Origin of the sequence: Hymenobacter sp. 102, from assembly GCF_049949205.1 — a bacterium.
GTDB lineage: Bacteria > Bacteroidota > Bacteroidia > Cytophagales > Hymenobacteraceae > Hymenobacter.
In genome coordinates this window covers 2,887,651-2,907,706 of sequence record NZ_CP188172.1, presented here as the reverse complement: position 1 = coordinate 2,907,706, position 20,056 = coordinate 2,887,651, and the positions used below count along the sequence as shown (strand labels likewise).

The window sequence follows — 20,056 nt, the reverse complement described above, 5'->3', positions numbered from 1 at the left end:
CTACTCAATCCGCCGCTTGATAAACCAGCGGTTGTTCAGGGTTACGCCCAGCTGCATCCGGATGTAGTCTTCCTTCACGTTGCGCTCCGTGGAGCCATCCGACAGCCGCAGTACATCGGTATTGCCGCGCTGCCCATACGTGAAGCCCAGGCTGATGGTGGTGGCATCCAGGGCCGTGGCCGTGGGCAATGGCAGGGCAAAGCCCCAGCTCACTGACCTATCATAGAGGGTGTTGCCGCCGGGCCGGTAGGGTAACTGAGCCACGTTCAGGCCGGCGCGGTAGGTAATGCGGTTGAAGTAGTTATCCACCGAAGTGGCATCGGGCGTCAGCTCCCCGCCAATACCCACGCGGTAGGTGTCGCTGAGCGGAATCATGGCGGAGCCCCCCTGTTCCCCGAATGCCCGAAACTGCGACCATTGCTGGCGCGCACCGTCTAGGCTCAGGCTCCAGCTTCGGTTGTTATCCAGGCTGATACCTACCTGCGTAAGGGCTGGCACCTGAGCTTTGCCGGCAATTTCTATTTCCTGGGCCAGCGAATTCAGTTGAATTTCGTTGTAATCCTGCCGGATCAACGTGGTGCTCCGCTCTCCGTTCAGGTTGGATCGGAAGCTGTACGTACCACCCACGTTCAGATTCAGCTTATCCTTCAGCTCGTGCCGGTAGTGCACCCCGCCCCGGAAAGCAAAATCCGAGTAATGCACCTGCTGCTGGTAAATATCCCGGTTGGCCAGACTCAGCGGTATGCTACTTGTGCTGATGCGCGTGCTGGTTTCCTGCTCAATGCTTCCGAATACGTAGCCCGCCGACACGCCCGCCACCAGGCCCTTGGCCAGCCGTACCGAATGGCTCATGTAGGCCTCGGCCAAACCACCGGAACCCGTGTAGCGCTTTTCTACCTGCGAGGTAGGGTCGCCTTGGATAGTGTTATCCACCGTCCGCGACTCGTAATCAACGGCGCTGTACGGCTTTAGCCCAATGGCTCCGGCCCAGCGCCGGGTAATGGGTACGGCCAAGGCCAGATAGCCCAAGTTGCCGGAACCGGTACGCTGACGGCTTACCGAGTTCCGCAAGGTTTTGAACTGCCCTGTAAAACCCGCTTCAAACGTAGTGCGCGCCGTGTAATACAGCAAGGCCGGATTCAGCTCATTTACGTTCACACTGTTGGGAGCGGCTACGCCAATTCCACCCATGCCCATCTGCCGCACACCGCCGGAGTTGAGGCTGGCGTCGCCCAGGCCCAGGCGCGAATACGGGGAGTTGCCCAGGCCCTGGCCCAGTACGGCTGGCGAAGCGGCCAGCAGCCCCAGCAGCGAGAAACCACCGGCCAAGCCGGCAAACTTAGGATGCGACATGATATACTAAAATTCGGTGGAGCCCAAGTAGCACGAGCTCCGGAACAACAAAGATAGGCCGTTTCAGCCGGGCGCGAAAAAATGGGGCGTCGCCGCCCGCCAGCACCACGGCCAGGCCCGGATAGCGGGCCTCGTATTCGGCTAGCATTCCACTTACTTCCGCCGCGGCCCCATTCAATACCCCACTCCGGATGGCGGCCTGCGTATCGGTACCCGTGAGCGGAATGTCCTCGGTTTCAGCAGCCGGTTTTTCCACCAACGGCAGCCGGCCGGTAAACGTGTGCAGGGCCCGAAACCGCATAGCCAGCCCCGGCGCGATACTGCCGCCCTGAAACGCCCCATCGGCCGAAACCAGGTCGCACTTGAGGGCGGTACCGGCATCCACAATCACCACCGGCCGGCCGGGCAGCAGCCAGGCCGCCCCCACGGCCGCCGCCAGCCGGTCGGCCCCCAGCGTGTGTGGGGTAGCGTAGGCATTGCCAATAGGCAGCGGAGTAGTGGCCGGCGCAAACTCCAGCACCTGCCCCGGTATCAGCGGCCGAAGCGTTTCGGCCCAGGTGGCGGTGGGCTCGGCTACCGATGCCAGCACCACGTGCTCGGGCCGGTACCGGTGCACGGCCGCCAGCACCTGCGCCTGAGTTTGCCCGGCCGCCGATTCTATTAGCGCGTCAGCCTCAAATAAGCCCACTTTAACGGCGGTATTGCCAATATCAAGCGCGAGAGTCCGCAAGCCAGTTAAGCAGGTAAGTTGAACGGATAAAATGAAAAACGAGTGGCTCAGGAAGTCACTAGGCAGTAAACTTCGCCGAACCACTCATTCTAGCTCATGCACTCATAAGAGCCCGGCGCCGGGCACCGGGTTGCGTGCCTACATGAAATACTTCAGGCGAATAACCTCTTTCTCGGTCAGGAAGCGCCACTTGCCGCGGGGCAGGTCTTTTTTGGTCAGGCCCGCGTACTGCACCCGGTCCAGCGTTACCACGTCGTAGCCCAGGTGCTCGAAGATGCGGCGCACGATGCGGTTCCGGCCGATGTGGATTTCCACGCCCACAAAGTGCGGGTTGCCGGCCACTACGGCCACATCATCTACCTCGGCTTTGCCGTCCTCCAGCATCAGGCCATCGGCAATCTGGGCCAGGTGCTCCGGCGTCAGCGGCTTGTCCAGCTCTACCTGGTAGATTTTCTTGTTGCGGTGCGAGGGGTGCGAGAGTTTCTGGGCTACCTCGCCGTCGTTGGTGAACAGCAACAGGCCCGTGGTGTTCCGGTCGAGGCGGCCCACCGGGAACACCCGCTCCTTCGAGGCACCTTTAATCAGCTCCATCACCGTGCGGCGGCCTTCGGGGTCCTCGGTGGTGGTGAGGTAGTCCTTGGGCTTGTTCAGCAGCACGTACACCTGCTTTTCCCGGTTGAGGTTGGTTTTGCCGTACTGCACCGTATCGGAGGGCTGCACTTTGTAGCCCATTTCGGTTACCACCTGCCCGTTCACCTTGATTTCGCCAGCGGCAATGAGGGAGTCGGCCTCGCGGCGGGAGCAGATGCCGGCGTTGGCAATGTAGCGGTTCAGGCGCACCTCGCCGGTGTTCAGGTCGTCCTCCTCGCGCCGGCGCTTATTGCCCCGGTTTTTGTCTTCCTCATAGTGTTTGAGGTTTTTGTAGTCGGGCGCTTCGCCGGCTACCTCGCCGTACTTACGCTTACCAGCCTGGTTGGAGCCCGGTGTCTGCGGGCCTTTGCCTATAAACTCATCGTGGGCCCGGCGGGGGCGCTCCTCGCTGGGGCGGGCCTCCCGGCGGTCAGTGCGGTCAGTACCGAAGCTGCGCTGGTTGCCGAAGCTCTTCCGGTCGTCCCGGTCAAAGGAGCGGGTTTCCCGCTTGTCACCAAACGAGCCGGGGCGGCTGGTGCGCTTTTCGCCGGCGGCTCCGCCACCGAAGCCCTGGGGCTTGCGGGTGCTGAAGTCGCGCCGCTCTGAGCTAAAGCTGCTTTCCCGCCGAGCCGGCCGCTCGCGTTGGGAATCACCTTCAAAGCGGCTGGGTCGCTCCGCCCGCTCACCGTCCAGGTCAGCCGGCCGACCCCGGAAATCAAACGGGCGGGCTGCCCGCACTTCCCGGTCGGCACCGAAGCTACGCTCCGGGCGCTCCTCCGAGGCTCGGGGGCGGTAGGCTTCCGGCTCCGGGGCAGGGTTTGGGTTCTGTTTTACAAACTTGCGGTTCCGCTCGCCGGGCAAGCCGCGCGGCACGGCCGTTTTGCCCTCCTGGCGGTAGGGCTGGCCCTGCCAGGTTTCGCGGGGCGTGAACTCCCGCTTGGGCCGCTCCTCCCGGTTGAAGTCGGAACGCTGCGCGTTATCGTTGTCGCCGCGGAACGGGCGATTCTCGCGGTTGCCGAAGCTGTTCTGACCACCAAATTTCTTAGGTCCACCGTAGCCGCCGGTATTGCCGAACTTTTTAGGGCCGCCGTAGCTGTTGCCACCCGCTGAGCGACCGAAGCCACCACGGTCAGCATCCCGACGCGAGTCCCGCTCGGCGCGCTCCTGCTGGGGCTGCATGAATTTGCGGAAGCCTTCCGTATTGCCGGAAGGACGGCCGGAGCCGGCGGGGCGACCTTTGCGGCCGGCAGCATCGCCCGAGAAATGTTTCTTACCCATACTGGTAGAAGCGTAAATACCGTATCGCTACGGGAGGTGAAAAATCAGGTTAAGCAGAAACCGACCAACGTACGGCTGCTGAAAACAGTGCCCGGACTGGCCACCGGCTCCGCGCGAGGCAGAAGCCGGTGGCCAGTCCGGGCAGATACAAGCGGCTTACCGTGCTTAGTCGCGGCGGGCCATTTTGGCTTCGATGGAGTGCTGGGTGTGGGGTACTGCCCGTAGCCGCTCCTTCTGAATCAGCTTGCCGGTGCCAATGCACACGCCGTAGGTTCCGTTTTTGATGCGAATCAGGGCGTTTTCCAGCTGCTGGATAAACTTCATCTGGCGCGAGGCCAGCTGGTTCAGGCTTTCCTTCTCCGCCGTATCGGCCCCGTCTTCCAGCACCTTCGAGGAAGAGGCCGTGTTATCGGTGCCCGAGTCGTTCTTGCGGCTCAGTGTTTCTTTGATGAACGCTACTTCCTTCCGGGCAGCCGTGAGCTTCTCCTGAATAATTTGCTCAAACTCGGCCAGTTCTTCCCTGGAATAGCGTAGGGGTGCTTCACTCATGACGTTGCAGGAAGAGGTTAAATACAAATGAATACTGACTAAACTGCCGATGCCGGTAGCCTCTCATCTGCCAGTTGTTACGCCCAACAGCCGCCTCCACGAATAAGTTTACCTTTTCGCGCCGGGCTATTGGCAAGTGCAGAACGTATCTGACAGCACGAGGCGGCCCAGGGCCAGCTGTTTCCGGCCGCAAAGCTACGGCTTTGTCCTTGAATCAGCACGATGCGGGGTTAGGGTTGCAGCTTTTTCAGATGTGGCGAATATTGCTCCCCGGCGGTGGCTAGAAGCCCAGCATGTGGATGGCCGCCACGGCACCTTCCACGCCTTTGTTGCCATGCCTGCCGCCAGCCCGGTCCCAGGCCTGCTCCAGCGTGTTGGTGGTTACCAGCCCGAAGATGACGGGCTTGTTGAACTTGAGCCCCACGTTGGTGATGCCGCTGGCCACCGCGTGGCAGATGTAGTCATCGTGCTTGGTTTCACCCTTGATAACGACGCCCAGGCAAATCACGGCGTCAATTTCCTCGTGCTGGGCCAGCAGCTGGGCCCCCAACGTCAGCTCGAAGCTGCCGGGTACCGTGTTGCGGTAGATGTTTTCCGGCTTGGCCCCGTGCTTGAGCAGCGTGTCGTAGGCTCCCTGGGCCAGCGTATCGGTAATTTCCCGGTTCCACTCGGCCACTACTAGGCCGAAGCGTTTGTCGCTGATGTCAACGAAGTGGTCGGAGGTATAGTCGCTCAGGTTTTTGAGAGAGGTGGCCATGGGCAAGGATGAAGTCGGTGAGATATGCGCAGCCTGGCTGCCCGGCAAAGATAGGTCGGCGGACCGAGTAGCATACCCCCAAAAAAAGCGGCGACCTGACGGCCGCCGCTTTCCTAGCTATGCGCTATAGCTATACTTATTTACCGGCCAATCCTTCGGCCCGGGCTTTGTATTCCTTGGCTTCCGTTACCTCTGCCGCCGAAGCGTAATCGGTGATGATTTTATCGTAGGCGGCAATGGCTCCGTCGTAGTCCTTAGCGGCTTCCCGGGCGGTAGCTTCCTTCATCAGGTAGCCCGGCGAGAAGAACTCGTTGGCGTTGTGGTTGGCTGCCTTGTTATAGAAATCAGCGGCTTCCTTGGGCTGGTTCAACTCCAGGTGAGCGTCGCCCAGTAAAGAGTATGCCCGGGCCTGCACCAGGTAATCGTCAGAGCTGAAATCCTCCAGGTAGTCGATGGCCTGCTTGTACTCCCCTTTCTTCAGCGAAGCCACGCCAGCGTAAAAGTTAGCCAGATTTGCGGCGTCGGTGCCGCTGTATTCCGAGGCGACCTTCTCCAGCCCCATGTTGCGGCCGTCTCCTTTTAATGCCTTATTCAGCGAGTCAGCTTCCCAGTAGTTCACGGCCTGAAATAGCATGGCCTGCGCCTTGGTATCCTGGGAGCCGCGCCACATGTAGTAGCCAAAGCCACCGGCCACCGCCAGCACCACTACGGCCAGCAGCCCCAGCAGCACGTTTTTGTTACGGCGCAGGAAATCTTCCGAATCAGCCAGGCGGGCAGCCAACGCATCGGGGTCTTCCAGCAGCGGGTGCTCGGGGTTATAGGCTTCGGCGGGCTGCAAGGGGTCCGTGGACACTACCCGCTGCTGTTGCTGCTGGCGGGCCTGCTGGCTTTTACCGGTGAAAGGAATCTTCGACATGAGAATTACGCAGAAAGGCGGCCGCCGAATACGGCCCGATTAGTTTCCGCTAGTCGCGGATGTAAGGGTAGTCCTGTTGCACGTACACGTCCTTGAACAGCTCGTCGGGCGTGGGGTACGGGGAGGTTTCGGCAAACTCGACCGACTCCTGCACCTGGGCCTTGATCTTCTCGTCAATGGCCGTCAGGTCTTCCTCAGTGGCCATGTTGTGCGTGAGGATGGTGTGGCGTACAGCCTCAATGGAGTCGCGGGAACGGTAATCCTCCAGCTCTTCCTTGGTGCGGTACTTGGCGGGGTCACTCATGGAGTGGCCTTTGTAGCGGTAGGTTTTGAACTCGAGGAAGGTGGGGCCTTCGCCAGCGCGGGCGCGCTCAGCAGCGCGGGCCACGGCGTTGTGCACGTCTTCCACGTTCATGGCATTCACCGGCTCCGACGGCATGTCGTAGCCCCGACCGATGTGGTACAGCTCCGTTACGTTGGAGGTGCGCTGCACCGAGGTACCCATGGCGTAGCCGTTGTTCTCTACCACAAAGATGACGGGCAGCTTCCACAGCATAGCCATGTTGAAGGCTTCGTGCAATGCGCCTTGGCGCACGGCACCATCCCCCATGTAGGCAATGCACAGGTTACCGGTTTTGTTGTACTTCTCGGCAAAGCCAATGCCGGCTCCCATCGGAACCTGAGCCCCCACAATGCCGTGGCCGCCAATGAAGTTCACGTCCTTGTCGAAGATGTGCATGGAGCCGCCTTTGCCTTTGGAGCAGCCGGTGGCTTTGGCAAACAACTCGGCCATGATGGCATTGGGCGAGGTGCCCAGGGCCAGCGGATGAGCATGGTCACGATACGCGGTTATCCACTTATCGCCTTTCTGCAGGGCCGATACGGCCCCGGCTACGCAGGCTTCCTGACCAATGTACAGGTGGCAGAAACCTTTAATCTTCTGCTGGCCGTATAGCTGACCAGCCTTCTCCTCAAACTTGCGCATGAGCTGCATCTGCTCATACCAAGTCAGGTAGGTTTCCTTCGAGAATTCCGGGTTGTCCGGTGTAGTTGCTTTTGGGGCACCCGTCGCGGCCTTGGCCTCTTCGTTGGCGGGCGGCAATACCGGATCCGGCTGCTTAGTGGTAGCAGCAGCCGCTTTGCCTTTGGAGGCAGCTTTAGAGGTCGACGATTTTTTCGTCGAATTGGAAGCCTTGGGGGCAGCCTTTACTTTCGTCTCCGCCATCTTGCTTTCGGTTGTTCGCGTTTGGGATGCGAAAGTACGTAAAAGGATTGCAATTCCGAACCCTGAGCATGATCCTCCAAAGCCTTCATCTGCTGTTCTTCAAAAACTATGAAGACGCCAATCTGAGCTTCTCCCCGCACATCAATTGCTTTGTGGGTGACAACGGCAGTGGCAAGACGAATCTGCTGGATGCTATCCACTACCTCTCGCTTACCAAGAGTGCCTTCACCTCCCTTGATAGTACCAGCGTGAAGCAGGGGGAAGAGTTTTTCGTGGTGAAAGGGAAATTCAGTTCAGGACCGGAGGAAAAACCGGAGACCATCCAGTGCAGTCTGCGGCTGGGCCAGAAAAAAACCGTCACCCACAATAAGCAGACCTACGAGCGGGTATCTGACCACATTGGCCGCTACCCGGTGGTGCTGATCTCTCCCTACGATACCGACCTCATTCGGCAGGGCAGTGAAGAGCGCCGCAAGTATTTCGATAGCCTGATTTCCCAGCTGGACCACCAGTACCTCACGCAGCTGATTCGGTACACCCACTTGCTTAAGCAGCGCAACTCTTTGCTAAAGCTGGCCACTGACCGGCAGGCAGGCTACGACCGGGACTACCTGCTTACTCTGGATGAGCAACTGGCCCCACTGGGCGAACAACTGGCTCAGCTGCGCCGGAATTTTTTGCTGGAGTTCGAGCCCTTGTTTCAACGCCACTATACGCAGTTGGCCGATGGGCGGGAACAAGTCACACTTACTTATAAAAGTGAACTGCAACCGGATGCTGATTTTCTGAAGCTGCTGCGCGTGCAGGAGCGCAAGGATCTTGCACTGCAACGAACCACGGTGGGCCCCCATAAAGATGATTTTACCTTTCAGATGGATGGGCTGGCAGTTAAGAACTATGGTTCCCAAGGGCAGCAGAAGTCATACGCCATTGCTCTCAAGCTGGCGCAGTTCGAAATACTGGCCGAGCAGAAAAAGCAGAAACCCTTGCTGCTGCTAGACGATATTTTTGACCGCCTCGATGAGAAGCGCATTACCCGGCTCATGCAGCTGGTAGCTAATCATACTTTCGGGCAGATTTTTTTAACCGACACGCATCTGGAGCGCACGGATGGGGTGCTGGCTAACTTGTCGGAGGACGTGCGGCGGTTCCGGGTTCAGGCGGGTACCATCACCCAGCTTTAACCAGCTTTTACCAGCAGTGTCGTTTTGGGGCTTGGGCGGCTCAGGTATTGGGCCGCCTCGGCGGTATCTTTGTGTCTCTTTGGCCCGCGACTTTCTTCGCGCGTTAATTACTGCAATGGCCCTCAAAAAACCTTATTCGTCTGAAAATTCCCGTCAGTCTGACATCGTACCACTGAAGGACGGTATTACGGCTTTGCTTCGGGCTTATCGCCTGCAGGGCAAGCTCAATGAGGTGACCGTAGTGGCCAGTTGGGAAAAGGTAATGGGCAAGGCCGTGGCCATGAAAACCCAACAGGTGTACGTCAGCAACCACAAACTATTTGTGCGGCTTTCTTCGGCTCCCTTGAAGCACGAGTTGGTAATGGCCAAGACCCAGGTACTGGCAAACCTGAATGCCGAAGTAGGGGAAGACATTATTAAGGAAGTCGTCTTCCTCTAACTCTCTCGTTTTTCTGCACCCTACCTCTCCCCTACTTTTCGCCCCACACAGCCTGCGCCTACCGCGCGTCTGGGTGGGGCAGTTTATTTAGCGCTAGTACCGGAGGTATAGGTCAGCCGACACCGCTCCTGCTCCAGATCGTATTGCTGGCTCTCCACTGCCAGGGTGGTCCGGGCATTATCGAACTCCTGGCTGTAGCGCGCCTTAAACTCCCGCCGCTTGATGGCTTCCATAAAGCGGCGAGTGTCTTCCACCGACTCCAGCTCCAGCCCGGGTACTAGTGCAGGCTTTCCATCGTCATCCTTCGCTACCATCGTAAAGTAGCAGGTATTGGTGTGCTTCACCGAGCCAGTGCGTACGTCCTCCGCAATTACCTTGATACCTACCAGTAGGGACGTGCGTCCTACGTAGTTCACCGAGGCCAGCAGGGACACCAACTCCCCTACTTCCACTGGCTGGAGAAAATTCACCCCGTCCACGCTTACTGTCACGCAATAGGCACCTGCGTGCTTAGAGGCCGCCGCATATGCAACCTTGTCCATCAAGGACAGTAGAATTCCGCCGTGAATCTTACCGCCGAAGTTAGCATAGGATGGTATCATCAACTCAGTGAGCGTAACCCGGGAATAGGACACGGGCCGGTACAAAGGCTGGACAGTTATTGTCATGAAAAGCGGATTAGTAAACCTAGCACTGTGATACAGCTTAAAGTACCCAGATAACTCATGTAAGGCTGCCTACTGCCCTATGAGCGAAGGGGGAATTTGCTGCCGACCCCAGACTACAGGAAAATGAACACTACTGTTCCGGAACAAAAATGTTTCACGTGGAACACATCTGTTACTTAGGTCCATACACCTTTAACAATAGCTCATTATAAGCTTCCAGCAGAGCAATATACTTCTGCTGGAGTGCCATAAGCTGTTTAGCAGGATCAGCATCTGTAACAGCAGGGAGGGCCATACGATTAGGAACAGGCTTTACATTCACATTATTTACACTGTTCGTTACATGTGTAACAGGAAATGAGATTACAGATTGTTGTAAAGCAGTAAAATCCTGAGAAAAGTCGTGAGAAATAATTTCCCCAACTCTTGTTACAAAAGCGTAATCAAGTGTTTCATCCTTAAACTTCCTGTAGATAGTGGGACGTGTAATACCCAGCTCCTCCACGATACGTGTAATAGAAATACCACTGTTCTTAATGGCCTCCTGCAGGATTTCGCCTTGATGTAGCATGGGAGTAACGTGTTACATACTGTGTACAGAGTAAATATACACATATATAATCGATACAGTTACTTTATGTTAACTATACAATACTTGATACAGTCTTTACACCTTACGTAACCGTAATATTGTAAACTTTACAAGCAATGCATTTGCACTAGTTACACTGCTTGATTGTAAAAATGTAACAAGACATTTAGTGTTACCAACAGTGGTGTAACACAGTTGAAGCTGTGAGATGAGACTACTGACCGGGGCTACCGAGTGAAAGAATTGCGCACGGCAATGAGCCGATCCGGATAATCAGTGGTGATACCTAAGGGGTGGTAGCGTAGGACGGTATGCAGGTCCGCAAGCTCATTGACGGTCCAGGGTATGAGCTCTACTCCTAGCCTGCGTAATTCGGCTACTGCGGGCGGCGTCAGCAGGCGAAAGTCCGGGCCGACTACATCAGGCAGAAACCCCAACTCCCGGAGATGGTCAGCCAGTGGCGCGGTATCTTCCACCAACAGGCAGAGGCGCAGGGCCGGCCCCCACTGGCGAGCTTCCCGAAGAATTCGCTTGTCGAAAGTAAGCAGCGTGGTGCGGGCCAGGGCTGCAGCTTGCTGTAGCTCGGCGACTACCAAGGACAGAAATTCGGGCGGAGCCGGGTGCCAGATTCCGTCGCCATCGGGAGAACTTTTCACTTCTACGCTGAACCCCAGTGGGGGTCGGCCCAGCTCCCGGGCGCGGGCATCGGCGGCGGCCAGTACTTCCCGTAGTAGAGGCTTATAGGCCCATTGCGGCTGCTGCTCAGGAAAAAGAGGATGCTGTACAGAACCACAATCGTACGTCCGGATACGGGCGTAGGGCATGGAATACAAATTATGCCGGAACTGCCCGGCATCTGTAATGGGCAACCCATCGGGCGTACGACAGATGGTGGCCGACATCCAGGGTTCATGGGAAACAACTACCTGCTGATCGGCCGAAATAACGACGTCCAGCTCCAGCGTATCTACGCCCAGCTCAACTGCCCGTAGAAATGCCGGCAGGGTGTTTTCGGGCAAGAGGCCCCGGCAGCCACGATGTCCATGAATCTGGGGGAAAAGGGGCGAAACGGAACTCATAGTGGGGTGGGAATAGCCTTTTGCAACTATTTCTAGCAGGCATATACGCAGTACCGCAACTTTTCAGCAGCTTATCAGCCATGAAAAAAACCATCCTTCTTCTGCTTTTGATTGGGCTGGCGGCCGGTGCCTATTGGTATTACCGAGAGCTGAGCACTGGCCCCGAATATTCCCTAATGCAAGCCTACAAGGCCGTATCTGACCACGATGCCGCTGCATTTGAGCGCTACGTGGACGTGAACAGCGTAACCAGCAACCTAGTGGATCAGGTGGCCGATCAGAGTGCTGCCCTGGGAGCCCTGAATCCTGGTGGATTTGCCCTGAAAGGAGCACTGCGTCTGCTGAAGCCGCAGCTGGCACAGGCGGCCCGGCAGGAGATAAAACACTACGTGGAAACCGGTGCTGCGCCACCCGCGGGGGCCGGCCCGCGGCCTTTGGTAAACGTATCGGTGCTGGGGCTGGCGGGTAAGGTAGTGGGGGAAGGCAGCACGTTTAAGGGCGTAAAATACTCCCGGGAAGAGGGCGAGCAAGCCTTTATCGGACTAGAGTTTACCCAGCCTCGCTACGATACAACCCTGGTGCTGGAAGTGAAGATGCAGGATCGGGGCGACCATTGGCAGGCTACGGAAATCAGCAATACCGGCGAGATACTTCAGCACGTAGCCCGCATGGAAAAGCAGCACCTGCTGGGAAGATAATTCGTAACAAGAGCGTACAAAAAGCCCCGATACCTGTGAGGTATCGGGGCTTTTTGTGAATAGTGATGTTGCTTGAACCTATTTACGTCCGGAGAAAAGGAAGTAAATGATGGACCCACCAAACGGGAAGAACCAAATAATCAAACCCCAGATGATTTTCTTGCCAATTGACCAGTCCTGCTTAATCAGACTTAAGAAAGCAGCAACGGCCAAAATCAGATAAAAAACACCTGCAATTGTCAATGAGCCGTCGGCACGGCGGCCGCTGCCGCACGCCGTCAGTAACGGCATAAACGCAACGGAAAGCAATAAAGCATAGGCAGGAATGCGGTTCAGCGGAGGGAGGAGCTTACTCATGGTGCAGGGTGCGGTTTGGTTGAGAGAGTTTACAGCCTACTCTACGCTATACTGCCTGAAATAGATATATAAATACGTCATTTGTACTATTTATATATCTGAAAATCAAATAGTTAGCTAATATATTCCTGAATTTGAGACCAGAAAATAGTGCCCACTCGGGGTACCAGAATGAAGGTGAGTACTATGCCATAGAGAGCCCCGTAAAAGTGGGCATCGTGGTTGATGTTGTCGCCCCGGCGGCGGCCCATGTAGTAGGAGTACGCCAGGTACAGGAAGCCAAAGATGAAGCCGGGGATTTCTAGGGGAATAGGGAAGATGCGCATTCCACCCAGCGGGTTGAACAGAATGGCAGAAAAGATAACCGACGACACCCCACCCGAGGCCCCGAGGCTGCGGTAGTTGGGGTCGTCGCGGTGGCGCAGGTAAGTGGGGATGTCCGACACCACAATGCCCCCCAGGTACAGCAGCAGGAAATACAGCACGGCCGTAGTGGGGCTGAACAGTTGCCCGAACACGTACTCCACCGTCTGGCTGAAAGAGTAGAAGGCAATCATATTGAACAGCAGGTGGCCGAAATCGGCGTGCAGGAAGCCGGAGGTGAGGAAGCGGTACCAGTCGTTCCGGCGCTTCACGCGGTAGGGGTCCAGCACCCAGCTATCGAGCAGCGCGGGGTTAAACCAAGCATAGAGAGAAATGCCGACGGTAAGCAATGCCAGCAGAATGGAAGGAGAGAGTTGCATATGAAGTGAGGTGAAAAGAAACCGGAAACGTTGTAACCGGACGGCCAGGGAGCCGGCCAACGTTTCCGGCGGGGTATGTTATTGCTCTCGTTCCAATAGCTGCAGGGCCAGCTGGTGCAGGGGCTGTTTGCGCTTTTCAGGGGCCGCCACGCGCTCCAGATGCTGCAGGGCATCGAGGAAGTAGTGGTTGATGAGTTCTTCTGTCTGAGGCCGGATTTCGAGCTCGTCGTAGATGGCGCGCACGGCCTGCACCTTGGCTTCGGCATCGGGCACGGGCTGGCCGATATGGCGGGCCAGGGTGGCGCGTTGCGCGTCGTTGGCCTGGGCCTGGGCCGTGAGCAGGAGGTAGGTTTTTTTGTCGCTCAGAATGTCGCCCCCTACGCGTTTGCCGAAGGTGGCGGCGTCGCCGTACACGTCCAGCAGGTCGTCGCGCAGCTGGAAGGCCACCCCGATGCCCACCCCGAACTGGCGCAGGTGGTCGGCATCCTCGCGGGAAGCGCCGGCCAGCAGGGCACCCAGCTCCAGGGCAAAGCCCAGCAGCACGGCCGTCTTCAGCCGAATCATATCCAGGTACTGTTCGATGCTGACAGTGGACTCGGTTTCGAAATTCATATCCCACTGCTGGCCTTCGCACACCTCGGCGGCGGTCTGGGAGAAGCGGCGCAGCACGTGGGCCAGCAGGTGCGGGGGCACATCCAGGAACAGTTCGTAGGCCCGCACCAGCATCACGTCGCCAGAGAGAATGGCCACATTAGGGTTCCACTTTTCGTGCACGGTGGCCTGGCCCCGGCGCAGGGGGGCCTGGTCCATCAGGTCGTCGTGGAGCAGGGTGAAGTTGTGGAAGACTTCGGTGGCCAGGGCGGGCTTCACTACGACGTCCAGGTCGTCGGTGAAGAGGTGGGCCCCGAGCAGGGTAAGCAGGGGTCGGATGCGCTTTCCACCCAGGGCCATGATGTAGCGGATGGGCTCGTAGAGGGTGGTGGGCTGCTCGCCGTAGGAGAGGCCGGAAAGGCCGGCAGTAAGCTTGGTAGTGAAGTACGAAAGGTCCACGAATGGCGGGGTCAAGGTTGAGGCAGGCAAGGTACGGTAGGTTGGGGGAAGGAGATGTAGGCGCCTGTGTCATCGGCGAGGTCTCGGCAGTGACTACGACCATAACGGCCCATCATCCTGAGCATGTCGCGCATCGGCAAAAAGCCCCCGGTGCGGAGTGCACTGGGGGCTTTAGCGTAGGTCAGAATTTTGTGTTCGGAGAAGGACGGATTGCCTCGGCTCCGCCTTCCAATGACGGGAGTTACCGGCGGCGCTTGCCGCCTCCGCTGGCTTTACCACCGCCACCGGGGCGGCCGCCTTTGCTGCTCTTCTCGGGGCGGTAGCCGCGGCGGGTTTCCCGGCTGGCGGCGCGCTCCTCCTGCTCCCGGCGTTTCACCGAATCGGGGCGGTTGTCCACCAGCTCGAAGTCAATGGTGCGGTCCAGCAGGTTGGCCGATTTCACCACCACCTGCAGTTCGTCGCCGAACTGGATGATGCGCTTGGAGTTCTTACCCACGAGGCGGTAGTTGTCCTTGTCCAGCTCGTAGTAGTCGCCGGGGATGTCGGCAATGCGCACCATGCCTTCGCACTTGTTCTCCTCGATTTCCACGTACAGGCCCCACTCCGTCAGGCCCGATACCACGCCCGTAAACTGGTCGCCGAGGCGGTCCTGCAGGAACTCCACCTGCTTGTACTTGATGCTGGCGCGCTCGGCATTGGCGGCCAGCTTCTCGCGCTCCGAGGAGTGCTTGCACTCTTCCTCAATGGGCTCCACCTCCATGTTTTTGCCGCCCTCTAGGTAGTGCTCCAGCAGGCGGTGGGCCATCATATCGGGGTAGCGGCGGATGGGCGAGGTGAAGTGTGAGTAGTGCTCGAAGGCCAGGCCGAAGTGCCCGCGCGGGTCGGTGGTGTAGGTAGCCTTGGCCATGGTCCGGATGGCCAGCGTCTGGATGACGTTCTGCTCCGGGCGGCCCACTACCTCGCTGCTCAAATCGTTCAGCTCACTGCTCAGCTTCTTGGGGTTGGAGAGGTCGAGCTGGTGACCGAACTTCTGGGCAAACAGGGCGAAGTTCTGCAGGCGGTCCTCGTCGGGGGCATCGTGCACGCGGTACACCATCGTCAGGCGCGGCTTGCGGGGCTTGAGCTTGTACACGAACTCGGCCACCTTGCGGTTGGCCAGTAGCATGAACTCCTCAATCATCTTGTGGGCATCCTTGCGCTCCTTCACGTACACGCCCAGCGGCTTGCCGTCGGCGTCCAGCTTGAACTTCACCTCCTGGGTTTCGAAGCTGATGGCGCCCTGCTTGAAGCGCTGCGCACAGAGCTTTTTGGCAATGGAGTTCATCAATTGAATCTCCTGCGTGTAGTCGGAGTCCAGCCCTTCGATGCGCTCCTGCGCTTCCTCGTAGGCGAAGCGCCGGTCGGAATGGATGATGGTTTTGCCGAACCAGGAGCTGTACAGCTTGCCCTTCTCATCCAGCTCAAACACGGCCGAGAAAGTCAGCTTGTCTTCGTTGGGGCGCAGGGAGCAGAGGCCGTTGCTGAGGCGCTCGGGCAGCATGGGAATCACACGGTCCACGAGGTACACGGAGGTGGCGCGGTAGCGGGCCTCTTTCTCCAGGGCCATACCGGGGCGCACGTAGTGGGTCACGTCGGCAATGTGCACCCCAATTTCCCAGTGGCCGTTGTCGAGCTTTTGGATGCTGAGGGCGTCGTCGAAGTCCTTGGCGTCGGCGGGGTCGATGGTAAAGGTGGTGATGTGGCGGAAGTCGCGGCGGCGCTCAATCTCGCTTTGCGGGATTTCCAGCGGAATGCTTTCCGACTCCTCCTCCACCTCGGCGGGGAACTCAAACGGCAAACCAAACTCGGCCATGATGGCGTTAATTTCGGCTTCGTTCTGGCCGGCCTTGCCGAAGCTGCGCTTCACCTCGCCCACCGGCAGGTGGCCAGTGTCGCCATCCGGAAACTCGGTAATCTGTACCAGCACCTTGTCGCCGTGCTGGGCCCCGTGCAGCTGCTCCTCGGGCACCATCACCTCAAAGTACACCTTGCGGTTGTCAGGCTTCACGAAGCCTACCGGGCCCTGCATGTAGAGGCGGCCCACCAGCTCGGGGCGCACCCGGTTGGTTACCTCCAGCACGTCGCCCACGGGCTTGCCGTCGCGGGAGCCGCGCAGGCGCAGGCGCACCGTGTCGCCGTGCAGGGCAAACTTCAGGCGGTCGGTGAACACGCGCACATCCTGCTCGCTTTCCTCCGAAATCACGAAGGCGTAGGAGGCAGTAGCCAGGGCCACGGTGCCAGTGATTACCTCGCCTCCGCCCTCGGGGCGGTGGCGGCGGTGGGGCGTGGAGGGGTCGTCGGAGTTGGGGAAGTCGAAGCCAGCCTCGCGGCGGCGGTGTACCACGGGGTCCTGGCCGAATTCCGTTTCCACGGGACGGCCGGCGCGGCGGTTGGTAGCAGCAAAGGGTTCCCGCTCGTTGCGGCGCGTTTTGCGGCCGCTGGCGGGCTCCGTAGCCGCATAAGCAGCGCCAGGGTCAGTAAGACGATACTCGTCGTTCTGGAGCAGGCTAAGCAGGCCTTTTTGCTTGAGGCTTTTCAGGTGGGTGAAGATATCCTCGCGCTGCTCTTTGGTGGTTACGCCCAGGCGGCGGGAAAGCTGGCGGTAAGAGAGGACCTTACCGGGGTTGTCGCGGAAGATGCGAAACACCAGGTCCTGGGAAATGGAGGGCGCAACGGCTTCGTTGCGGGCTGCCTTCGCGCGGGAGGCGCGGGGGGCGGCGGGTTCGTCTTTTTCTTTCATGTAGAAAAGGAGCCGCCAGAAGGTGTCGTTTTCGCAGGCGGCGGGGTTGAGTAAGTGGGAAACTAGTACTACTACGAGGTTTCCCGGAGGTAAGTAATCCAGCCCGGCTTCGGGCTTCGGAGAGATGATACGGAATATAGTGCGGAATAACTATTCCGGGAATGAAATAGGCAGTTATGCTTACGTTATGCGGACTAAAGCTGTCAGCACTATGCTGCCAAATTCGGCCAGTCCCCATTCCTTCAGGTCTGAAACCTGTCCGTCGCCCACTTCCACTATCAGCGGCTGGCCTGCGCTGGTAAGGGCAACATCCAGGCTATAGAACAGGCGAGGCTGTAGCAGCGCAAGTACCGGCCGCAGCTCATCGGGTAGCAGGATGCCGGCTGCGCCGTAGGCCACGCCATCCACCACAAAGAAGCGCCGCTCGGAACCGGCTTGCAGTGGGGTGAACTGCCGTATGAACAGCGGCTCCGTTGGCAATAGTTCATGCACCCGGCATAGTCGCATCCACTGCTCCTGCGAAGCCACCACGGAGTCGTTGCCAAACGACTTCACCAGTCCTTTCACAAAATAGCGCTGCCCGGCTGAAAAGTCGGGCACCGTGGCGACCGTACCAAAGATACTGGGGAAGGTGAAGGGTTGAATAATATCGTACCAACCCGAAGCCTGATGTGACGCCAGATAGCTGACCGTTGATACTCGCAAAGCTATCCGTGTTGCCAGCAGCTCATATTCCTCAGCGGATAGCATCCAGCCTCGATAAATAGCGGGCTCTGCTGTTGCAGCCGTCAACCACATGCGTGGGGTTTCGCTGTCGTACAAACTTACGCTCCACCCCTGCTCCCGCGCCCAGGCGTACTCCGGTTCCCATAGCGGGTCCACAGTACGCACTTCGTAAGGCAGTGAGGGGTAGATAAGGTGCATGGTTTGGTTGGCGAAGCGGATGCACACCTTATGACGTTCTACTACGCCCGGCTGGCTACGGCAGCGCGGATATCAGCGGGAGTATCCTTGGGAATGGCGGCCAGCAGCTGGCGGGTGTACTCGTGTTGGGGGTTGGCGTAGATGTCGGCGGCGGGGCCACTTTCCACGATTTTCCCCTGGCGCATCACCAGCAGCCGGTCGCTCATGAAGCGGGCCACCGAGAGGTCGTGGGTAATGAACAGGTAGGTGATGCCGAACTCGCGCTTAAGGTCGTTGAGCAGATTGAGCACCTGGGCCTGCACCGATACGTCGAGGGCTGATACGGACTCGTCGCAGATGATGCACTTGGGCTGCAGGGCCAGGGCCCGGGCAATGCAGATGCGCTGACGCTGCCCCCCGCTGAACTCGTGCGGGTAGCGCAGGTAGTGTTCCTCCCGCAGGCCCACGGTGCGCAGTAGTTCCAGCACCCGGTCCTTCTGCTGCTGCCGGCTGCCACCCACACCGTGCACGCGCATGGGCTCCAGAATGGCCTCGCCCACGGTCATCATGGGGTTGAGGGCGGCGTAGGGGTCCTGAAATACCATCTGAAACTCCCGGCGCTTACGGCGCAGCTCCTCGGCGGGCAGCGTGGCCAGGTCCACCCCCTCGAACAGAATGCTACCCGAAGTCGGCTCCACCAGCCGCAGCAGCGTCCGGCCCAAGGTAGTTTTGCCGCAGCCCGACTCCCCTACCAGCCCCACCGTTTCGCCGGGGTAAATATCGAAGCTCACCCCATCCACGGCCCGCACGAATTCCTTGGTCCGGTTAAAAAAACCCTTGCGGATGGGAAAGTGCACGTTGAGGTTCTCGACGCGGAGAATGGGCTGGGCGTTGTGGGTTGTGGGTTGTGGGTTATTCGTTGTCGGCGCGGCTGGTGTGGGCGTTCCAGAGTTCAAACCCTGGGCTACGGAGGGGGCCGCAGCTACTGCTTGGCGCCGTACCATATCGGCCAAGTACGTAGACTCCGGTGCTTCCGGCGCGGCGGCCGCAAACATCATTGGCTGGCCTGACTCTAGCCCAGGAGCCGATTCCAAGCCAAATTCTGGTTTCACGGGCCGTGAAACGCCATGTTCCACGGGGAACGTTTTGGCGGTTTCAGCGCTGTTTTGAGAGGTTAAAGCGTTGCTTTCACCTGCAACAGCGTCAGCCACTTGCGCAGCGGCAGTTTCAGTGCTGATAAAGCCTCCTTCAACCGTTTCACGCATGAAATCAGCCACCACGGGAAGTTTTTTTTGCCCGATGGAAAGTTTTGGGCGGCAGGCCAGCAAGCCCTTGGTGTAGGGGTGCTGCGGATTGGTGAAAATATCCAGCACCAGCCCCTGCTCCACTACCCGGCCCCGGTACATTACCAGCACCCGGTCGGCAATTTCGGCCACCACCCCCAGGTCGTGGGTGATGAAGATGACGGCCGTCTGGTGCTGCCGGCGCAGACCGTCCATCAGGCGCAGCACCTGAGCCTGCACCGTTACATCGAGGGCGGTGGTGGGCTCATCAGCAATAAGGATGGCGGGGTTACAGGCCATAGCCATGGCAATCATCACGCGCTGCTTCTGGCCCCCGCTGATTTCGTGGGGGTAGCTCTTGAATATCTTTTCGGGCCGGGGCAGCTGGGCCATCGTGAACAGCTCAATGGTGCGGACCTCGGCCTCTTTTTCCGTGAGCGTGGTGTGCAGGCGCAGGGCCTCCACTACCTGACTGCCGCAGGTGTACACCGGGTTCAGGGAGGTCATTGGCTCCTGAAAAATCATGCTGATGTCGTTACCCCGTACCCGCTGCAGCTGTTGGTCCGAGAGCGTCAGCAGATCCACCTCCCCCAGCGTCTCGCTCTGAAACCGGGTTTCGCCGCTCACAATCTGGCCGGGCGGCAGCGGAATCAGCCCCATCAGGGCTAGGGAGGTAACCGATTTACCAGAGCCCGATTCGCCCACAATGGCCAGTGTCTCGCCCCGGTGCAGCTCAAAGGAAATATCCTGCACGGCCCGCGTAGTGCCACGATGCGAATGAAAATCAATGGTGAGGTTGCGGACGGAGAGAATTGGCTGGGGCACGAGAAAGGATGATTCAGA

At 58.7% G+C, this 20,056-nt stretch carries 19 protein-coding genes; 3 read left to right on the top strand and 16 right to left on the bottom strand.

The annotated features are described in order from the left end of the window. From ACN19L_RS12415 to pdhA, 7 genes are all read right to left on the bottom strand, one after another. The gene (locus ACN19L_RS12415; RefSeq protein ID WP_426489820.1) at positions 1 to 1,353 is read right to left on the bottom strand and encodes a hypothetical protein; all 1,353 of its coding nucleotides are present in this window, start codon (positions 1,351 to 1,353) and stop codon (positions 1 to 3) included. Next, complete coding sequence (locus ACN19L_RS12410; RefSeq protein WP_426489819.1) at positions 1,340 to 2,083, bottom strand: type III pantothenate kinase; 744 nt, start codon at positions 2,081 to 2,083, stop codon at positions 1,340 to 1,342. Before ACN19L_RS12410 ends, ACN19L_RS12415 begins: the two co-directional genes overlap by 14 nt. A gap of 138 nt (positions 2,084 to 2,221) precedes the next feature. Beyond that, a complete protein-coding gene (locus tag ACN19L_RS12405; protein WP_426489818.1) occupies positions 2,222 to 3,991 on the bottom strand; it encodes a pseudouridine synthase in 1,770 nt (589 codons plus the stop codon). Positions 3,992 to 4,156: 165 nt separating this feature from the next. Further along, entirely contained in the window at positions 4,157 to 4,540 is a 384-nt protein-coding gene (locus ACN19L_RS12400) for a TraR/DksA family transcriptional regulator (protein ID WP_426489817.1), read from the bottom strand. 280 nt (positions 4,541 to 4,820) lie between these two features. After that, positions 4,821 to 5,297, bottom strand: coding sequence for a 6,7-dimethyl-8-ribityllumazine synthase (gene ribH, locus ACN19L_RS12395; RefSeq protein ID WP_426489816.1), 477 nt, complete (start codon positions 5,295 to 5,297; stop codon positions 4,821 to 4,823). A 136-nt stretch (positions 5,298 to 5,433) separates the two neighbouring features. After that, the gene (locus ACN19L_RS12390) at positions 5,434 to 6,213 is read right to left on the bottom strand and encodes a tetratricopeptide repeat protein (RefSeq protein ID WP_426489815.1); all 780 of its coding nucleotides are present in this window, start codon (positions 6,211 to 6,213) and stop codon (positions 5,434 to 5,436) included. 49 nt (positions 6,214 to 6,262) lie between these two features. Next, entirely contained in the window at positions 6,263 to 7,438 is a 1,176-nt protein-coding gene (gene pdhA, locus ACN19L_RS12385) for a pyruvate dehydrogenase (acetyl-transferring) E1 component subunit alpha (protein WP_426489814.1), read from the bottom strand. 68 nt (positions 7,439 to 7,506) lie between these two features. On the opposite strand from pdhA, the gene recF reads away from it, so the two are divergent. Both recF and ACN19L_RS12375 read left to right on the top strand, forming a co-directional pair. Then, positions 7,507 to 8,622, top strand: a complete 1,116-nt coding sequence (gene recF, locus ACN19L_RS12380) for a DNA replication/repair protein RecF (RefSeq protein WP_426489813.1) — start codon at positions 7,507 to 7,509, stop codon at positions 8,620 to 8,622. A gap of 115 nt (positions 8,623 to 8,737) precedes the next feature. Then, positions 8,738 to 9,061, top strand: coding sequence for a DciA family protein (locus tag ACN19L_RS12375; protein WP_426489812.1), 324 nt, complete (start codon positions 8,738 to 8,740; stop codon positions 9,059 to 9,061). An 83-nt stretch (positions 9,062 to 9,144) separates the two neighbouring features. On the opposite strand, the gene ACN19L_RS12370 is transcribed toward ACN19L_RS12375, so the two are convergent. From ACN19L_RS12370 to ACN19L_RS12360, 3 genes are all read right to left on the bottom strand, one after another. Further along, a complete protein-coding gene (locus ACN19L_RS12370; protein WP_426489811.1) occupies positions 9,145 to 9,729 on the bottom strand; it encodes an acyl-CoA thioesterase in 585 nt (194 codons plus the stop codon). A gap of 172 nt (positions 9,730 to 9,901) precedes the next feature. Next, on the bottom strand, positions 9,902 to 10,300 hold the full coding sequence (locus ACN19L_RS12365; protein WP_426489810.1) for a helix-turn-helix domain-containing protein: 399 nt from the start codon (positions 10,298 to 10,300) through the stop codon (positions 9,902 to 9,904). Positions 10,301 to 10,548: 248 nt separating this feature from the next. Beyond that, complete coding sequence (locus ACN19L_RS12360; RefSeq protein WP_426489809.1) at positions 10,549 to 11,400, bottom strand: glycerophosphodiester phosphodiesterase family protein; 852 nt, start codon at positions 11,398 to 11,400, stop codon at positions 10,549 to 10,551. Between the two features lie 80 nt (positions 11,401 to 11,480). On the opposite strand from ACN19L_RS12360, the gene ACN19L_RS12355 reads away from it, so the two are divergent. Next, positions 11,481 to 12,098, top strand: a complete 618-nt coding sequence (locus tag ACN19L_RS12355) for a DUF2939 domain-containing protein (protein ID WP_426489808.1) — start codon at positions 11,481 to 11,483, stop codon at positions 12,096 to 12,098. Between the two features lie 78 nt (positions 12,099 to 12,176). On the opposite strand, the gene ACN19L_RS12350 is transcribed toward ACN19L_RS12355, so the two are convergent. The 6 genes from ACN19L_RS12350 to ACN19L_RS12325 all read right to left on the bottom strand — a co-directional run bounded on the left by ACN19L_RS12350 (position 12,177) and on the right by ACN19L_RS12325 (position 20,038). Further along, entirely contained in the window at positions 12,177 to 12,455 is a 279-nt protein-coding gene (locus ACN19L_RS12350) for a PLD nuclease N-terminal domain-containing protein (protein ID WP_426489807.1), read from the bottom strand. Positions 12,456 to 12,568: 113 nt separating this feature from the next. Beyond that, positions 12,569 to 13,198 (bottom strand): rhomboid family intramembrane serine protease, encoded by a 630-nt coding sequence (locus ACN19L_RS12345; RefSeq protein ID WP_426489806.1) that lies wholly within the window; start codon positions 13,196 to 13,198, stop codon positions 12,569 to 12,571. Between the two features lie 78 nt (positions 13,199 to 13,276). Next, complete coding sequence (locus tag ACN19L_RS12340) at positions 13,277 to 14,248, bottom strand: polyprenyl synthetase family protein (RefSeq protein ID WP_426493583.1); 972 nt, start codon at positions 14,246 to 14,248, stop codon at positions 13,277 to 13,279. Positions 14,249 to 14,489: 241 nt separating this feature from the next. Further along, on the bottom strand, positions 14,490 to 17,027 hold the full coding sequence (rnr, locus tag ACN19L_RS12335) for a ribonuclease R (protein WP_426489805.1): 2,538 nt from the start codon (positions 17,025 to 17,027) through the stop codon (positions 14,490 to 14,492). A 180-nt stretch (positions 17,028 to 17,207) separates the two neighbouring features. Beyond that, positions 17,208 to 17,825, bottom strand: coding sequence for an ATP-grasp domain-containing protein (locus tag ACN19L_RS12330; RefSeq protein ID WP_426489804.1), 618 nt, complete (start codon positions 17,823 to 17,825; stop codon positions 17,208 to 17,210). Between the two features lie 167 nt (positions 17,826 to 17,992). Continuing rightward, the gene (locus ACN19L_RS12325; RefSeq protein WP_426489803.1) at positions 17,993 to 20,038 is read right to left on the bottom strand and encodes an ABC transporter ATP-binding protein; all 2,046 of its coding nucleotides are present in this window, start codon (positions 20,036 to 20,038) and stop codon (positions 17,993 to 17,995) included. Positions 20,039 to 20,056: the final 18 nt, after the last annotated feature.

Excerpts from the sequence above, each read along its gene's own strand:
- ACN19L_RS12415 (WP_426489820.1), bottom strand. The coding sequence starts at position 1,353 with ATGTCGCATCCTAAGTTTGCCGGCTTGGCCGGTGGTTTCTCGCTGCTG.
- ACN19L_RS12405 (WP_426489818.1), bottom strand. The coding sequence starts at position 3,991 with ATGGGTAAGAAACATTTCTCGGGCGATGCTGCCGGCCGCAAAGGTCGC.
- ACN19L_RS12400 (WP_426489817.1), bottom strand. The coding sequence starts at position 4,540 with ATGAGTGAAGCACCCCTACGCTATTCCAGGGAAGAACTGGCCGAGTTT.
- ribH (WP_426489816.1), bottom strand. The coding sequence starts at position 5,297 with ATGGCCACCTCTCTCAAAAACCTGAGCGACTATACCTCCGACCACTTC.
- ACN19L_RS12390 (WP_426489815.1), bottom strand. The coding sequence starts at position 6,213 with ATGTCGAAGATTCCTTTCACCGGTAAAAGCCAGCAGGCCCGCCAGCAG.
- pdhA (WP_426489814.1), bottom strand. The coding sequence starts at position 7,438 with ATGGCGGAGACGAAAGTAAAGGCTGCCCCCAAGGCTTCCAATTCGACG.
- recF (WP_426489813.1), top strand. The coding sequence starts at position 7,507 with ATGATCCTCCAAAGCCTTCATCTGCTGTTCTTCAAAAACTATGAAGAC.
- ACN19L_RS12375 (WP_426489812.1), top strand. The coding sequence starts at position 8,738 with ATGGCCCTCAAAAAACCTTATTCGTCTGAAAATTCCCGTCAGTCTGAC.
- ACN19L_RS12370 (WP_426489811.1), bottom strand. The coding sequence starts at position 9,729 with ATGACAATAACTGTCCAGCCTTTGTACCGGCCCGTGTCCTATTCCCGG.
- ACN19L_RS12365 (WP_426489810.1), bottom strand. The coding sequence starts at position 10,300 with ATGCTACATCAAGGCGAAATCCTGCAGGAGGCCATTAAGAACAGTGGT.
- ACN19L_RS12360 (WP_426489809.1), bottom strand. The coding sequence starts at position 11,400 with ATGAGTTCCGTTTCGCCCCTTTTCCCCCAGATTCATGGACATCGTGGC.
- ACN19L_RS12355 (WP_426489808.1), top strand. The coding sequence starts at position 11,481 with ATGAAAAAAACCATCCTTCTTCTGCTTTTGATTGGGCTGGCGGCCGGT.
- ACN19L_RS12350 (WP_426489807.1), bottom strand. The coding sequence starts at position 12,455 with ATGAGTAAGCTCCTCCCTCCGCTGAACCGCATTCCTGCCTATGCTTTA.
- ACN19L_RS12345 (WP_426489806.1), bottom strand. The coding sequence starts at position 13,198 with ATGCAACTCTCTCCTTCCATTCTGCTGGCATTGCTTACCGTCGGCATT.
- rnr (WP_426489805.1), bottom strand. The coding sequence starts at position 17,027 with ATGAAAGAAAAAGACGAACCCGCCGCCCCCCGCGCCTCCCGCGCGAAG.
- ACN19L_RS12330 (WP_426489804.1), bottom strand. The coding sequence starts at position 17,825 with ATGTGGTTGACGGCTGCAACAGCAGAGCCCGCTATTTATCGAGGCTGG.